The sequence below is a fragment of the Psychrobacillus sp. OK028 genome (assembly GCF_900103605.1).
GTDB lineage: Bacteria > Bacillota > Bacilli > Bacillales_A > Planococcaceae > Psychrobacillus.
Genome location: NZ_FNHY01000002.1, coordinates 132,112 through 147,811 on the forward strand (window position 1 = coordinate 132,112; position 15,700 = coordinate 147,811).

Consider the following 15,700-nt stretch of genomic DNA (forward strand, 5'->3'; position numbering starts at 1 on the left):
AATTCATTTCATGTTAAGCTTATAGTATGAAATTCATATTATGGAGGGGAAGTAGATGAAGAGAATTGGTGTTTTAACAAGTGGAGGAGACGCTCCAGGTATGAATGCAGCTGTGCGAGCAGTTGTAAGAAAGGCCATCTTTGAGGGTATTGAAGTAGTTGGGATCTTCCATGGCTATCAAGGATTAATAGAGGGTAAAATGGAAGTTTTAGATCTAGGTTCTGTAGGTGACATCATTCAAAGAGGTGGAACTAAGCTATATTCAGCAAGATGTCCTGAATTCAAAACGGAAGAAGGGCAACAAAAAGGTATAGAGCAGCTGAAAGCTCATGGAATTGAAGGATTAGTAGTTATCGGTGGAGATGGTTCTTACCGTGGTTCTATGAAACTGACCGAAAATGGTTTCCCTTGTGTAGGAATTCCCGGAACAATTGATAATGATATTCCTGGTACGGATTATACACTGGGATTTGATACAGCGTTAAATACAGTCATAGAAAGTATTGATAAAATTAGAGATACTGCCACATCTCATGAACGTACTTTTATCGTAGAAGTAATGGGAAGAGATGCTGGAGATCTAGCTTTATGGGCTGGTCTTGCTGGAGGAGCAGAAACTATCATTATTCCTGAAGTTGAGATAAATATGGATGAGATTGTAGAACGTCTAAAAAGCGGTTCGGAACGTGGCAAAAAGCATAGTATAATTATTGTTGCTGAAGGTGTAATGAGTGGTGGAGAATTTGCTAAAAAACTGAAAGACTTAGCTGATATTGAGACGAGAGTTTCTGTACTTGGACATATTCAACGCGGTGGTTCTCCTACAGGTCGCGATCGTGTGCTTGCGAGTTTATTTGGAGCTAAAGCTGTAGAGGTTCTACTAAAAGGAAATGGTGGGCGTGCTATTGGCATCCAGAATCATCAAGTGGTAGACTATGATATGAATGAAGCATTTGAAAATCATGAGGATTTTGATATGTCGATGTATCAATTATCAAAAGAATTATCCATTTAACAACTGGGTAAATATCTTGCCATTATAGAAAGGACTGTACTATGAGAAAAACTAAAATAGTTTGTACAATTGGACCCGCAAGTGAATCAGAAGAAATGTTAGAGAAATTAATCAATGCTGGAATGAATGTTGCCAGATTGAATTTCTCACATGGAAATCACGAGGAGCATTCTGCAAGAATTCAAACGATTCGTAAAGTATCTAATAAGTTAGGTAAAGTTGTTGGAATCTTGTTGGATACTAAGGGACCAGAAATTCGTACACATAAAATGGAAAATGGAGCACTGGAACTTCAGTCTGGTGAAACAATAGAAATTTCGATGACAGAAGTATTAGGAACTTTAGATCGTTTCTCTATTTCTTACGACAAACTAATCGAGGATGTTCATGAAGGATCAATCATTCTTTTAGATGACGGTCTTATTGAATTAGTCGTACAAAAAATTGACAAAGCGAATGGAATTATTTCCACTTATATTCAAAATGCAGGAACGTTAAAAAATAATAAAGGTGTAAACGTACCTGGCGTTTCTGTACAATTACCTGGTATGACAGAAAAAGACGCACAGGATATCCTTTTTGGTATAGAGCAGGATATAGATTTTGTTGCAGCTTCCTTCGTTCGTCGTGCAAAAGATGTGTTAGAAATCCGCAAACTACTAGAAGAAAATAATGGTGCACATATTCAAATTATTCCTAAAATCGAAAACCAAGAGGGCGTAGATAATATTGATGAAATAATTCAAGTTTCTGACGGTTTAATGGTTGCAAGGGGAGATTTAGGTGTAGAAATACCAGCAGAAGAAGTTCCTTTAGTTCAGAAGAAACTAATAGGGAAATGTAACGAAGCTGGAAAACCTGTTATTACCGCTACTCAAATGCTCGATTCGATGCAACGTAATCCTAGACCTACTCGAGCAGAGGCAAGTGACGTAGCAAACGCAATATTTGATGGAACAGATGCGATAATGCTTTCAGGAGAAACAGCAGCAGGTCTTTACCCAGTAGAAGCTGTACAAACGATGGATAAAATTGCACGACGTACAGAAAATGCTGTAGATTATCGTGAAAATGTAACTAAAATTAGTAAGGCACGTGATGTAAATCTAACGGATGCTATTGGTCAAGCAGTTGCACACACAGCGATTAATCTAAAAGTTAAAGCAGTTATTGCACCAACTGAAAGTGGATATACTGCAAAAATGATTTCAAAATTTAGACCAGGTGTTCCGATTATTGCAGTTACTTCATCAGAAACTCCATCTAGAAAACTTACATTAGTTTGGGGAGTATATCCAATTGTAGGGAAAAAAGCTCATTCTACAGATGAAATTTTAGAAGATGCTGTAGAGGAAAGTATTCTTCATAAGTATGTTACCCATGGTGACTTAGTTGTAATTACGGCTGGTGTACCGGTTGGAGAAGCGGGTACTACAAACTTGATGAAGGTCCATATTATTGGCGACTTAGTTGCAAAAGGACAAGGTATTGGTAAAAGTACTGCTTTCGGTAAAGCAATAGTCGTGAATAATGCAGAAGAGTTAGCAGGAAAAGATACGACAGATAGTATTATTGTGACGTTAGGATCTGACCGTGATATGGTTCCTGGTATTGAAAAATGCAAAGGCTTAATCACCGAAGAGGGTGGATTGACTAGTCATGCGGCAGTCGTAGGGTTAAGCTTAGGAGTACCAGTAATTGTGGGCGTTAAAGATGCAACAACGCTTATTAAAAATGGACAAGAATTGACGATAGATGCCGAAAGTGGCTTTATCTATCATGGTCATGCAAGCATAATTTAATAGCAAGCCTCACCATAAAAGGTGGGGCTTTTATTGAATGGAACGATATAATATTTTGCTGCTAATGTAGTGCTGTTGGTATATAAAGAATTAACCATACTGCAGATTTCCGCTCCAGGCGGACGCTTTACGTGGGCACGGCTTCAATCTCCTCGTAACTGGGACTGAGGTTACTCGTCGCAAAGACAATGGCCAAACAAAGTTCGATCAATGTCTTTCCTGTGGGGCTTGCAGCTCGTGCTGTTCCTATTGGAGTCCGCCCCCTACGTTAGAAGCGCTTAGCTATTTCAGATAGGAAGGTGAAATGATGAAATGGATTATTGGATTGTTTATATTAATCCCGGCGGTTGAATTGTATATCCTAATGCTCTCAGGTAAAACTATTGGTGTAGGTTATACATTTTTATTGATCATTGCAAGTGGTATTATTGGTGGATATCTTGCAAAAAGACAGGGTCTAAAAGCATTTCGAGAAGTTTCAGAAAGCGTTAAAAACTACCAAGCACCAGGTGAAGCTGCGATAAATGGCATTAGTATATTTGTAGGAGCTATTTTAGTAGTGCTACCAGGATTTATATCAGATATATTAGGTTTAATGCTTTTATTTGCTCCGACTCGAAACTTGTTCAAACCATTAGTTTATAGATGGATCCGTAAGAAAATGAAAAAAGGACAAGTTATTGTCATGAAGTCTTCGTAAAGCTCTCCCATTTATGGGCGAACAAATAAATAAAAGGACTAAACAAAATCCCAATAAATCCAAATATTAAAATGGCTGCCGCGCTCAAATAAAAGACGTGGACAGCCTTTATTTGTGTTGTGGATGACCAGAGTACCGATTCGACAATATGTCTTGTTAACTGTACAAATAGATATAAAAGCAAGACGATTGTACCAACCATGCGCATTTCCATTAAAAAAAAGTAAATAGACAAAGGAATCAGTATTAGGCCTGTACCTAAAAAAGGAATACTATCGACTAAAGAAATTAGAAATGCATACTTAATCGGATTATGTAATCCTAATACTGATAATCCAATAGATATTAATACAAACGTTAAAATGAAAAGCTTCAATTCTACATGAATAAATTGATTTACAATCGTAGAGGATTTAAGTAATGCACGATGGCAAAGTTTGCGGGTTTTTTTAGGAAAGTAAATTAAAAACCACTCACGGTCTTTTAAAGATTCAATTAAAGAAAAAAATAATCCAATACTAAAAAGGAATATCTCAAAAAAGTAAGAAGGAATATGTGTCACATTTATCAATAAATCATTTAATAGTTTGTTTAGGAGTGTCTGGAATTTGCCTTCAAACAACATAAATATAGGATGGTTTTGTAATTCCATAACAGGTAATTGTACAACATGCTCGTGTATAAATGGAATTAGAACTATTAAAGTCTGAATTAGAAAAAACAATATAGCTAAAAAACTCGCTAATATGAAAATCACTGTGAGGAGAACACTAATTAAAACTGGTATTTTGAATTTTTTATGTAACAACTGGGTTATGGGAAAAAGAAAATAACCACCAATTATTGACAAGGTGAGAGGGTAAGCGACTAATGATATTAGTATAATTATTCCAAATGGTACCCATTGCGACAAAAAATCTTTTTTATTTAATTGTAGAGTAATCATTTTCATCCAATCTTTTCAAATAATTAGGAGATTTAAAGATAATTTTCAATAAACTTAAGCGTTTTCATTCACAAAAACGCCAAAATTGATTATACTGTTTAAGTAAGCAATGCTAAAAACATTAATATATACATATAATTCTTCTGTGAAATTTGGTCAGAAGTGTTATGTGTAAAAGGGAGACTTTGATATGACAACAACTAAAGGTTTAGAAGGAATTGTAGCGGCAGAAACGTCAATCAGTTCAATCATCGATGACACACTTACATATGTTGGATACGATATTGATGATTTAGCAAACAATGCTAGTTTCGAAGAGGTAGTGTACTTACTTTGGCATAAACGACTTCCAAATGCTACAGAATTAGCTGAATTGAAACAACAATTAGCTGATAACATGGCTGTACCACAAGAAATTTTGAATCATTTCAAAACATTCCCAATCCAGGAAGTTCATCCAATGACTGCTCTTAGAACGACAGTTTCTATGCTTGCATTATATGATGATGCTGCAGAAGATATGTCCGATGAGGCAAATTACTTAAAAGCTATTAAATTACAAGCAAAAATCCCAACACTAGTTACAGCTTTCTCACGTGTTCGTAAAGGACTAGAGCCTGTTGCACCAAAATCAGACTTAAGTTATGCTGCTAACTTCTTGTACATGCTACACGGTGAATTACCAGAAGACATAGAAGTCGAAGCATTTGATAAAGCACTTGTTTTACATGCAGACCATGAACTGAATGCATCTACATTCACTGCTCGCGTATGTGTAGCTACTCTTTCAGATATCTATTCAGGCGTAGTAGCTGCTATTGGTGCTTTAAAAGGACCTCTACATGGTGGAGCTAACGAACAAGTTATGAAAATGTTAACAGAAATCGATACACTTGAAAATGTCGATACTTATATTAAAGACAAGTTAGACAATAAAGTTAAGATTATGGGATTCGGTCACCGTGTATATAGAAAAGGAGACCCACGTGCAAAACATTTACGTGAAATGTCTAAAAAATTGACTACACTTAATGGTGAATCTAAACTTTATGATATGTCTATTCGTATCGAAGAAATAGTTACAGGGCAAAAGAATCTACCACCAAATGTAGATTTCTATTCTGCATCTGTTTATCATTCTTTAAAAATAGATCATGATTTATTTACACCAATTTTTGCCGTATCACGTATTTCTGGTTGGAGCGCTCATATTCTAGAGCAATATGCAAATAACCGTTTAATTCGTCCTCGTGCAGAATATGTTGGACCTGGAATGCAAAAGTATATTCCAATTGAAGAAAGATAATAGTAGTATTATCTTAGTAGATAGGGCTTAAACACTTCCCGTGTTTACTGCCCTATGATTATGATGGTAGGAGGAAAAAACAAATGACAACAGGTAAAATTACAGTAGAAAATGGTGTACTTAACGTACCAAACACAGCAGTAATTCCATTCATCGAAGGTGACGGAACTGGTCCGGATATCTGGGCTGCAGCATCACGTGTATTAGAAGCTTCAGTAGAAAAAGCTTATAATGGTGAAAAGAAGATTGAATGGAAAGAAGTTCTTGCTGGTCAAAAAGCATTCGATAAAACTGGTGAATGGTTACCTCAAGAAACTTTAGATGTTATTAATGAGTACTTAATCGCTATTAAAGGACCTCTTACAACGCCAATCGGTGGGGGAATTCGTTCTTTAAACGTAGCTTTACGTCAAGAGCTTGATCTATATACTTGCCTACGTCCAGTTCGCTACTTCACTGGTGTTCCATCTCCAGTTAAACGTCCTGAAGATACAGATATGGTTATTTTCCGTGAAAATACAGAAGATATCTATGCAGGTATTGAGTATGCTAAAGGTACTGATAATGCGAAAAAACTAATCGACTTCCTACAAACAGAATTCGGAGTGAAAAATATTCGTTTCCCAGAAACTTCAGGTATCGGTATTAAACCAATTTCTGAAGAAGGTACAAAACGTTTAGTTCGTGCTGCTCTTAACTATATTATTAAAGAAGGTCGTACTTCTTTAACATTAGTTCATAAAGGAAATATCATGAAATTCACTGAAGGTGCTTTCAAAACTTGGGGTTACGAAGTAGCAGAACAAGAATTTGGTGATAAAGTATTTACTTGGAACCAATATGATCAAATTAAAGAAGAGCAAGGAGCAGAAGCAGCTGATAAAGCACAAGCTGATGCACTTGCAGACGGCAAAATTCTAGTAAAAGATTCGATTGCAGATATCTTCTTACAACAAATTTTAACTCGTCCAAAAGAGTTTGATGTAGTAGCTACAATGAACTTAAATGGAGATTATATTTCTGATGCACTTGCTGCACAAGTTGGTGGTATTGGTATCGCTCCAGGAGCTAACATTAACTATGTAACTGGACATGCTATTTTCGAAGCTACACATGGTACAGCTCCTAAATATGCTGGTTTAGACAAAGTTAACCCATCTTCTGTAATTCTTTCAGGAGTATTGATGTTAGAACATTTAGGTTGGAATGAAGCTGCTAAACTTATCATGGATTCAATGGAGAAATCTATTGCTTCTAAAGTGGTGACTTATGACTTCGCTCGCTTAATGGATGGTGCAACTGAAGTTAAATGTTCTGAATTCGCTGATGAACTTATTAAAAACATGTAATATAAAACTGAATTTTGGTTTTTAAGGAAGGGAATTTTCCCTTCCTTTTCTTATAAAAATAAAAGTGTGTTTTAACTAATTATTTGTCTAGCTTCAGTCGCCAGCAACACGAGCGCTTCAAACTTGTTGAAAAGGCAAAAAGCGCCTTTTGCTTCGAGTCTCCCAGCGTTTTTCATTGCAATATGGCGTCTGCCGCTTTTCTTACAAAAGGAGAGTTTTCTAATGACATTGAACAGAAGTAAAATCTCAGTAATTGGTGGCGGATTTACAGGTGCAACAACGGCTTTTCTACTTGCTCAAAAGGAACTTGGTGATATTGTATTAGTTGACATTCCACAAGCAGAAAATGCTACAAAAGGTAAGGCTTTGGATATGGCACAAGCTGGACCGGTACAAGGGTTTGACGCTGATATCATTGGTACTTCTAATTATGAAGATACGAAGGACTCTGATTTAGTAATTATCACTGCTGGAATTGCACGTAAACCAGGAATGAGCCGTGACGATTTAGTTCAAACAAACCAAAAAGTGATGAAATCTGTTACATCTGAAATTGTTAAATATTCTCCAAACACTACAATCTTAGTATTAACAAACCCAGTTGACGCGATGACTTATACAGTTTATAAGGAATCTGGATTACCTAAAGAGCGTGTTATCGGACAATCAGGAGTACTTGATACCGCACGTTTCCGTACGTTTGTTGCCAAAGAACTTAACCTTTCCGTTAAAGATGTAACTGGTTTTGTTCTTGGTGGACATGGTGACGATATGGTGCCACTAGTTAGATATTCTTACGCTGGAGGAATTCCTTTAGAAACTCTGATTGACTCGGATCGTTTAGAAGAAATAGTAGACCGCACTCGTAAGGGTGGAGCTGAAATAGTGAATCTTCTAGGTAATGGTTCTGCTTACTATGCTCCAGCTGCTTCTTTAGTCGAAATGGCTGAAGCTATTCTGAAGGACCAAAAACGAGTATTACCATCTATCGCATATTTAGAAGGCGAGTATGGTATGGATGGAATTTACCTTGGTGTTCCTACAATACTTGGTGCTGGTGGTATTGAGAAGATTATTGAACTAGAGTTAACAGAAGATGAGAAAGCATTATTAAATAAATCAGCTGATGCAGTCAAAACTGTGATGAAAGTTTTAGCTTAACTATTAGGTGAGATCAATCGAGTGGGGAAACCTACTCGATTTTTTAAATGAAAAGAAAGTATAAAAATGTCCTATTCACAGTTGCTTGAAGGAAATAGTAGGAATGAAAAATACTACTGGTTTTCCGTTTCTGTTTGAGCGTTTCACGGGGGCAGCGATGAGCTATTACCGTCGAAATTGAATTCTATTCAGATGCTTAACATTGATCCAAGGCAAAGAGTGCCACAACGAGATCGCAATTTTAGAGATTAACTTAAAATTACTTATAATTTTTCTTCAAAGAAAAATGCTATTCAATAATTGAGCCAAGCAGAAGTAAAGCCTCCGCCCTGAACGAAAATCAATATTGATCGAATTTCACTATTTAATACAGGTCCTATCATCATCTTGCACATTGCTTGAGTTTATTGTTAATATAGAGTTAGCTATTAGTTAGGGGGAGAAACTTATTGTTATTAGGGAAAACTCGTAAAATAGGTAGACATATTCAAGAAATTGAGACTGGCGAAAAATTAACAGTAACTGAAAAAATAGAGGACAAAGACTTGTTGCTTTATCTTGGGCTAACGAATGACAATAATCCTTTATATATTCAACATGATTTTGCAGCCAAGACTCAATATGAAAAACCTATCGTGCCGTCAATTATGTTAACGGGTATTATTACATCCGCTATATCAAAATATTTGCCGGGTCCTGGATCACATATAACAAAACAGTTTGTTAGCTTTCCAACACCAACCTACCATTACTCAATAGTTGAATTTACATTAGAAATAAAAGAAGTAAATGTACAGTTAAACAATATTATCATTTCAGTCCTTGCTAAAAACGATCAAAATGAAATAGTTGTGGATGGCCAATTTTATGTAACGCCACCACTCAAAGAAAAGTTATAACGTTGTTGCTAACATCGATTTGGAATGGGGGTTTCAAATCAACCTTGGAGGCCAAAAAATGAGAAAAGTATTAGTAGTGGATGATGAAAGCTCTATTGTAACGCTATTAAAATATAATTTAGAGGAAGCTGGCTTTGAAGTCATTACTGCAAGTGACGGCTTAGAGGGGCTCAATAAAGCATTAGAAGAAAAGCCAGAGGTTATTGTACTAGATTGGATGCTACCGAAAATGGACGGCATGGAAGTTTGTAAAGAGCTTCGTTTAAAGAAAATCCAAATTCCTATAATAATGTTAACTGCAAAAGATGAGGAATTCGATAAAGTGTTAGGGCTCGAACTAGGTGCTGATGATTATATGACAAAGCCATTCAGTCCAAGAGAAGTTACTGCAAGGGTAAAAGCAATGATTCGTCGTTCTGGTATTTCTACTGATCAAAAGCCGGAGAAAACGAAAGAAGAGACATATACATTTGGTCCCCTTGAAGTTTTCCCAGAACGTTTTGAAGTGCTTTTAAACAACGAAGTAATCGAGTTTACACCAAAAGAATTTGAGTTACTCGTGTATTTAATAGAAAATAAAAATAGAGTACTGACTCGAGATCAGCTATTAAGTGCGGTATGGAATTATGATTTTGCCGGAGACACTCGTATTGTGGATGTCCATATTAGCCATTTACGTGACAAGATTGAAGTAAATAGTAGGAAGCCAACTTTCATCAAAACAATTAGAGGACTAGGATACAAGTTTGAGGAGCCAAAGAGCTAATGAAATCATTTCATTACAAACTTTTTAGAACTTATTCGATTATGATAGGGTTAATATTAGCTTGTCTAGGATTAGTACTTGGACAGCTTTTTCCTATTTACGTTAAAAACTCTTCTGAAAAAGTCATCAATACAAAAATAGATGAAGTTTCTAACTACATAAGCTCTACGGGACTCACAACAGATGAACAAAAGGATATTACTTCGATGTTAGATGCCTCTTTCTCTAATTCGCATTTAATTGAACCTCATTCCTTATGGTTGTTTTTATTTATTATTTTGAGTATTTCTTTTCTTGTTTCACTAATTTTGGGGACGAGTATTTTCAAAAAGTATGCACAGCCAATTGAACATCTCACAGAAACAGCAATGGAATTAGCGAGAGGGAATTATCGGATTCGAGCATTTGAGGATGATTTTTCTGGAATGTCGAAGCTAAGTAACTCTATTAATATACTTGCACGAAATTTGCATGATATATCCGTGATGAGAGAAACGGAAAAAGAACGATTAAAAACTTTAATCGAGAATATGGGAAGTGCTCTCATTATGATGGATCGTAACGGATATATTACGATTGTGAATCGTTCGTTTCTTAAGCAGCTTACAATTTCATTCGAGGATGTTGACGGAAAGTTATTCAAAAAAATTGGACTTCCCAAAAAGATTGAGGCTTTCATTGATCAGCTATTTTTGACAGAGGCAGCTAGTCGGGAGCAAATATCCATCAAGAAAAACCTACATACTTATTATATGGATGCTTATGGGGCTCCTGTAATTGGGGAACATGGTAAATGGCTTGGTATAGTAGTAGTCATGCATGATATTACGGAACTTGTAAAACTGGAGCAAGTCAGAAAAGATTTTGTAGCGAATGTTTCGCACGAATTAAAAACTCCTGTTACTAGTATAAAAGGATTTTCAGAAACGCTATTATATGGTGCATATAAAAATGAAGATACATTGCTTTCATTTCTGGAGATTATTCACAAAGAAAGTAATAGACTGCAAATGCTCATTAATGATTTATTGGACCTTTCCAAAGTGGAGCAGGTAGGGTATGAGATGAATTTACAAAAGGTCAACTTGTTGGAAGTAGTTGAACGTAGTAAAGAAATGACGAACCATATTGTGGAAGAGAAAAATATGCGTATTGAAACGATATATGAAGAACCAATCTATGTATTGGGCGATTTAAATCGTTTAATCCAAATCACGATGAATTTATTGATGAATGCACTTACTTACTCCCCTGAGGAAAAAACGGTGACTATATCTATTGATCAAAACGAAAAGTGTGGAATATTGCGTATACAGGATGAAGGAATTGGAATAGCCAAAGAAGAGATTAACCGGGTATTCGAGCGTTTTTACCGAGTGGATAGAGCGAGAAGCAGAAACTCAGGAGGAACTGGTCTTGGTTTAGCAATTGTGAAGCACTTAGTGGAAGCCCATCACGGGTTACTAGAAGTTGAAAGCGAAGTAGGAAAAGGTACTGTTTTTACTGTATCGATTCCACTTGTTAAAAGATAACGGAGGTCTTTATGAATAACCAACCCTTTATCCCAATAATTATTGGGACAGATATGAATGCCTACAATATGGCGATTTCCTTTCATGAGGAATACAATATTAAGCCGATTTTAGTAGGTAAAGAAGAAATGTCATTTACAAAATTGAGTAGTATAATTGAGCATATTGAAATTCAGCCTAATTTATGGGATAAAACTGCATTTGTCCAAGTTCTAACAGAAGTTGCACAAAAATATAAAGTTAAAGACAAACAATTACTGTTAATAGGGACAAATGATTTTTATGTACGCTTAATAATTGAAAATGCAGATGCTTTAAAGAAAATGTATGTTTTTAATTATATGTCAGAAGAATTGATGAACAACCTGCTCGTGAAATCGAATTTCTATAAGCTTTGTGAAGAGCATGGGATTGATACGCCGAAAACATATTATTACACATGTGGAAATAAAGCTGTATTTACTGAAGATGTCCTATTCCCATTAATCATAAAACCAAGTAATGGTGTTATGTATTACAAAAATAAGTTTCCTGGTCAGCAAAAGGTTTATCGTGTTGAAACAAAAGCAGAATTAGATGATGTGCTAAACAAAGTAAATGCTAGTGGATATACAGAGGACTTAATAATTCAGGATTACATTCCTGGGGATGATACGTATATGTGGGATTCCGTATTTTATATGAGTTCAAAAGGCAAAGCCCAGCTGAGCACACTTGCACAAGTGGTACTTCAAGAACATACTGTAACGGCTATCGGTAACTATACAGCTCTCATTACTAGATATAATGAGGAGCTGATGAAAAAGCTTCAACACTTTTTAGAAGCGATAGGTTATGTTGGATTTGCGAACTTTGACTTAAAATTTGATGAGCGTGATGGGAAGTTTAAAGTATTTGAGGTAAACATTAGACAGGGGAGATCTAGTTATTATACAACTGCCCTAGGTCATAATATGGCGAGATATTTTGTGGATGATGTTATTTATCAAAAGGAAAAATCGCTTACTTTACTAAATGAGCATTATTTGTTTACAGTAGTTCCTAAAATAGTTTTAAAGAAATTTGTTGAAAACAAAGAGATTCAACAAGAAGTTAGAACACTTTTGAATGCTGGGAAATGGGGAAATCCACTGTTCTACAAACAGGACAAGCATTTTAAGCGTAAATTATATTTAGTTGCCCGTCAGTTAAATTATTATAAAAAGTATAAAAACAATAATTGGTGAGGAAATATTTACAAAACATTCATAATACATTAACAATCATCTGATACATTTAAATAGACCCCTTTTCCAAACGATTTACCTAAAAAAAGCTAGCATTTTTGCTAGCTTTTTTTAATTGCGATGAAAGTGTAAGCTGTGCATTAATTCATCCCCCTGATTTCCGTTTCAGGTGGACGCTTTCCGAGGGCGTTGCCTCAGCCTCCTCGTTGGAAAACATATGCTCCTGCGGTTACTCGTCGCAAAGACATTGGCCAAACAAAGTTTGTCCAATGTCTTCGCTGCGGGGTCTTCGACTAACGCTTTTCCCACCGGAGTCGCCACCTTACACTCCAATCAATTAAAAGAGTGGTACTCAACTATAAGATAGAGCATAGCCTATCGCTTAGATAATAAGAGTAGTCAAAGTTAATGTAGGGATAAAACCGTCTGTTGAATTAGCGAAAATACTCTGTAAGCAAGGATAAAGAGGTTAGATTTCTTTTTATCTCGTGGAAATAAAGAAAATAATAAGTAGTTACTAAATAAAGAAGCGAGATAGCGAACGAAATTGCATCTTCGTGAGCTTGCTTTATCTGTAGAAAGGTATCTTATCTCCAGTTTTCCAAAAACGCACTTGCCTGTTTCTATGGGGTGTAGGAGGGCGCCGGATAGAAAAACGCCATAAGATTACCGAAAAATGGAATGCTGGTTGGTTGTGACAACGTCACAACCAACCAGCAGCCATAAAATTCTCTCGGTAATAATATAGCGTAACATCTGTCCAAAGCCCTTCAAAAACAATAGAACAGGTTTTTACCCTTAATGGACCGGGTCATTTCAAATCCCAACTAAGGGTCCGATTATTCCAACTAAACCTTTAGCATTTTATTCATAGAAAAAGTACATGAAACAACTATTCTATTATTTTTGAAACCAATTACCAGGTTAAACCGTAAAAGGAAGTATACATACAAAGGAGGAAGTAAAATGAGTACTAAAAGGCTTCTAACTATTTTCACCATGAGTGTAATTGGCATTATTTTAATATCTGCTGTGTTTACATCTTGGTATACAGTAGATGAATCAGAACAAGCAATCGTAATAACGTTTGGTGAAGCAAGTGAACCAATAGTCGATCCAGGGTTAAAGTTTAAAATGCCGTGGCCAATTCAAAAAGTGGAGAAATTGTCCAAAGAAACATTCAGCCTTCAATTTGGTTACAGCCAAAAAGCAAACGGTGAAATTGAATCATTTGATAAGGATACGAAAATGATTACAGGGGATGACAATATTGTATTAACAGATTTAGTCGTTCAATGGAAAATCACAGATCCCAAATCATATTTATTTAATGCTGAAAATCCACGAGAGCTACTACATGATGCAACCTCTGCTTCGATTCGTTCTGTTATTGGGAACTCTAAAATAGATGATGCCCTAACGTCAGGAAAAGCACAGATTGAAAGTGATACGAGCGATCTATTACGTTCGTTAATAGAAAAGTATGATATTGGAATTACTGTATTAACTGTGAAGCTACAAGATGTAGAGCTTCCTAATGCAGAGGTTCGTTCAGCATTTACTGCAGTAACAGATGCAGAAGAAACGAAAAATACAAAGGTAAATCAAGCAGAAAAATACAGAAATCAAAAGTTAAGTGAAGCAGTTGGTGAAAAGGATGCTATTATTTCAAATGCGACTGGTTATAAAACGGCTCGTATTGAGCAGGCAAAAGGTGATGTAGCACTTTTCGATAAGCTATACGCAGAATATCAAAACAACAAAGTGATCACTAGACAGCGTTTAGTTATGGAGACTTTAGATGCGGTATTACCAAATGCTAATTTGTATATTATGAATGATGACGGTGGAACGATGAAATACCTACCTCTTCAATCGCTAGAATCTACTAAACAAGCAGCTCCACAAGCTAGCAAGACAACTGAGGAAGATACAGAAAAAGAAGAAGGAGGAGGAAAATAATGGCTGAAAACAAAAATCCATTCTCCGGTTTAGAGGAAAAGTTTAAAACAGTTGGAAGCAAGCCAAGTAAAGCTCCCAAAGAAAAGAAACCGACTGATTATAAAAAGTTTACGAAACCATTTATTGCAATCTTCCTAGTTTTTGTGTTATTCATTATCGCTCTTGCAAATATTTACGTAGTAAAAGAAGGAGAATATAAGGTTATTCGTCAGTTCGGAGAAATCAAAGATGTGAAACAAACTCCCGGAATTCACATGAAAATACCATTCGTTCAAACTGTTACTACTGTACCTAAATATCAAATGAATTATAAACTATCGGAAGCTGAGATCAATACAAAAGATAAGCGTCGAATCATTATTGATAATTATGCAGTATGGAGAGTAGTAAACGTTAAACAAATGATTTCTAGTGCAGGGACATTAGTCGGTGCAGGCTCTCGTATGGAAGAGTTCATCTACTCTGTAGTTCGCTCTGAGCTTGGTCAATTAGAATACAGTGAGATTATTAACGATGAAAATTCTTCACGTGGTAGCCTTAATGATCAAATTACAAGCCATGTGAATGAATTATTGAAAAAGGATAACTATGGAATTGAAGTAATAGACGTTCGTATTAAACGTACCGATCTCCCTCAAGAGAATGAGCAGTCCGTTTACAATGAAATGATTTCAGAAAGACAAAGTATTGCCCAAAAGTTCTTATCTACTGGGGATGCGGATAAACGCCGTATTGAAGCTGAAACAGATCGAGAAGTTCGTGAAATGTTAGCAACTGCCAACAAAGATGCAGCAGTAATAGCAGCAGAAGGGGACGCAGAAGCAGCAAAAATTTATAATCAAAGTTTCTCGAAGGATCCGGAGTTCTATTCACTATACAGAACATTAGAATCGTATAAGAAAACTATTGGTGATGATACAATGATCATCATCCCATCAGATTCACCTTATGCTAATATTTTATCGGGGTACTTAGAATAGTATATGAATCGTCATTCCCCTTACTGTCATGGTAAGATATAGGGAATGACGATTTT

At 35.9% G+C, this 15,700-nt stretch carries 13 protein-coding genes; 12 read left to right on the top strand and 1 reads right to left on the bottom strand.

Annotated elements, in window-relative coordinates:
• The first annotated feature begins 55 nt into the window (after positions 1-55).
• From pfkA to BLR36_RS03865, 3 genes are all read left to right on the top strand, one after another.
• Entirely contained in the window at positions 56-1,015 is a 960-nt protein-coding gene (gene pfkA, locus BLR36_RS03855) for a 6-phosphofructokinase (protein ID WP_093060412.1), read from the top strand.
• A gap of 41 nt (positions 1,016-1,056) precedes the next feature.
• Positions 1,057-2,817, top strand: coding sequence for a pyruvate kinase (gene pyk, locus BLR36_RS03860; RefSeq protein WP_093060413.1), 1,761 nt, complete (start codon positions 1,057-1,059; stop codon positions 2,815-2,817).
• A gap of 304 nt (positions 2,818-3,121) precedes the next feature.
• Positions 3,122-3,517 carry an FxsA family protein gene (locus BLR36_RS03865; RefSeq protein ID WP_254771323.1) on the top strand — a complete coding sequence of 132 codons (396 nt, stop codon included), beginning with the start codon at positions 3,122-3,124 and terminating at the stop codon, positions 3,515-3,517.
• Here BLR36_RS03865 and BLR36_RS03870 read toward each other — a convergent pair.
• Positions 3,501-4,469, bottom strand: coding sequence for an AI-2E family transporter (locus BLR36_RS03870; protein ID WP_093060415.1), 969 nt, complete (start codon positions 4,467-4,469; stop codon positions 3,501-3,503). The genes BLR36_RS03865 and BLR36_RS03870 overlap by 17 nt on opposite strands.
• A 184-nt stretch (positions 4,470-4,653) precedes the next feature.
• Here BLR36_RS03870 and citZ point away from each other — a divergent pair, with 184 nt between their 5' ends.
• The 9 genes from citZ (at position 4,654) to hflC (ending at position 15,644) form a co-directional block, all read left to right on the top strand.
• Positions 4,654-5,769: a citrate synthase gene (gene citZ, locus BLR36_RS03875; RefSeq protein ID WP_093060416.1), complete on the top strand. Its 1,116-nt coding sequence runs from the start codon at positions 4,654-4,656 to the stop codon at positions 5,767-5,769.
• Between the two features lie 83 nt (positions 5,770-5,852).
• Positions 5,853-7,118: an NADP-dependent isocitrate dehydrogenase gene (icd, locus tag BLR36_RS03880; RefSeq protein WP_093060417.1), complete on the top strand. Its 1,266-nt coding sequence runs from the start codon at positions 5,853-5,855 to the stop codon at positions 7,116-7,118.
• A gap of 222 nt (positions 7,119-7,340) precedes the next feature.
• The gene (gene mdh / locus BLR36_RS03885; protein WP_093060418.1) at positions 7,341-8,279 is read left to right on the top strand and encodes a malate dehydrogenase; all 939 of its coding nucleotides are present in this window, start codon (positions 7,341-7,343) and stop codon (positions 8,277-8,279) included.
• 449 nt (positions 8,280-8,728) lie between these two features.
• Positions 8,729-9,178 carry a MaoC/PaaZ C-terminal domain-containing protein gene (locus BLR36_RS03890; protein WP_093060419.1) on the top strand — a complete coding sequence of 150 codons (450 nt, stop codon included), beginning with the start codon at positions 8,729-8,731 and terminating at the stop codon, positions 9,176-9,178.
• 58 nt (positions 9,179-9,236) lie between these two features.
• Positions 9,237-9,944: a response regulator transcription factor gene (locus BLR36_RS03895; protein ID WP_093060420.1), complete on the top strand. Its 708-nt coding sequence runs from the start codon at positions 9,237-9,239 to the stop codon at positions 9,942-9,944.
• The gene (pnpS, locus tag BLR36_RS03900) at positions 9,944-11,476 is read left to right on the top strand and encodes a two-component system histidine kinase PnpS (protein ID WP_093060421.1); all 1,533 of its coding nucleotides are present in this window, start codon (positions 9,944-9,946) and stop codon (positions 11,474-11,476) included. The genes BLR36_RS03895 and pnpS overlap by 1 nt, the downstream gene beginning before the upstream one ends.
• 11 nt (positions 11,477-11,487) lie before the next feature.
• Positions 11,488-12,702 (top strand): carboxylate--amine ligase, encoded by a 1,215-nt coding sequence (locus BLR36_RS03905; protein ID WP_093060422.1) that lies wholly within the window; start codon positions 11,488-11,490, stop codon positions 12,700-12,702.
• A gap of 966 nt (positions 12,703-13,668) precedes the next feature.
• Positions 13,669-14,664, top strand: a complete 996-nt coding sequence (hflK, locus tag BLR36_RS03910; RefSeq protein WP_093060423.1) for an FtsH protease activity modulator HflK — start codon at positions 13,669-13,671, stop codon at positions 14,662-14,664.
• Positions 14,664-15,644 carry a protease modulator HflC gene (gene hflC / locus BLR36_RS03915; RefSeq protein WP_093060424.1) on the top strand — a complete coding sequence of 327 codons (981 nt, stop codon included), beginning with the start codon at positions 14,664-14,666 and terminating at the stop codon, positions 15,642-15,644. Before hflK ends, hflC begins: the two co-directional genes overlap by 1 nt.
• Positions 15,645-15,700: the final 56 nt, after the last annotated feature.

What these genes read in the sequence shown, in the direction of transcription:
- pfkA (WP_093060412.1), top strand. Translation starts at nt 56, where the DNA reads ATGAAGAGAATTGGTGTTTTAACAAGTGGAGGAGACGCTCCAGGTATG.
- pyk (WP_093060413.1), top strand. Translation starts at nt 1,057, where the DNA reads ATGAGAAAAACTAAAATAGTTTGTACAATTGGACCCGCAAGTGAATCA.
- BLR36_RS03865 (WP_254771323.1), top strand. Translation starts at nt 3,122, where the DNA reads ATGATGAAATGGATTATTGGATTGTTTATATTAATCCCGGCGGTTGAA.
- BLR36_RS03870 (WP_093060415.1), bottom strand. Translation starts at nt 4,469, where the DNA reads ATGAAAATGATTACTCTACAATTAAATAAAAAAGATTTTTTGTCGCAA.
- citZ (WP_093060416.1), top strand. Translation starts at nt 4,654, where the DNA reads ATGACAACAACTAAAGGTTTAGAAGGAATTGTAGCGGCAGAAACGTCA.
- icd (WP_093060417.1), top strand. Translation starts at nt 5,853, where the DNA reads ATGACAACAGGTAAAATTACAGTAGAAAATGGTGTACTTAACGTACCA.
- mdh (WP_093060418.1), top strand. Translation starts at nt 7,341, where the DNA reads ATGACATTGAACAGAAGTAAAATCTCAGTAATTGGTGGCGGATTTACA.
- BLR36_RS03895 (WP_093060420.1), top strand. Translation starts at nt 9,237, where the DNA reads ATGAGAAAAGTATTAGTAGTGGATGATGAAAGCTCTATTGTAACGCTA.
- pnpS (WP_093060421.1), top strand. Translation starts at nt 9,944, where the DNA reads ATGAAATCATTTCATTACAAACTTTTTAGAACTTATTCGATTATGATA.
- BLR36_RS03905 (WP_093060422.1), top strand. Translation starts at nt 11,488, where the DNA reads ATGAATAACCAACCCTTTATCCCAATAATTATTGGGACAGATATGAAT.
- hflK (WP_093060423.1), top strand. Translation starts at nt 13,669, where the DNA reads ATGAGTACTAAAAGGCTTCTAACTATTTTCACCATGAGTGTAATTGGC.
- hflC (WP_093060424.1), top strand. Translation starts at nt 14,664, where the DNA reads ATGGCTGAAAACAAAAATCCATTCTCCGGTTTAGAGGAAAAGTTTAAA.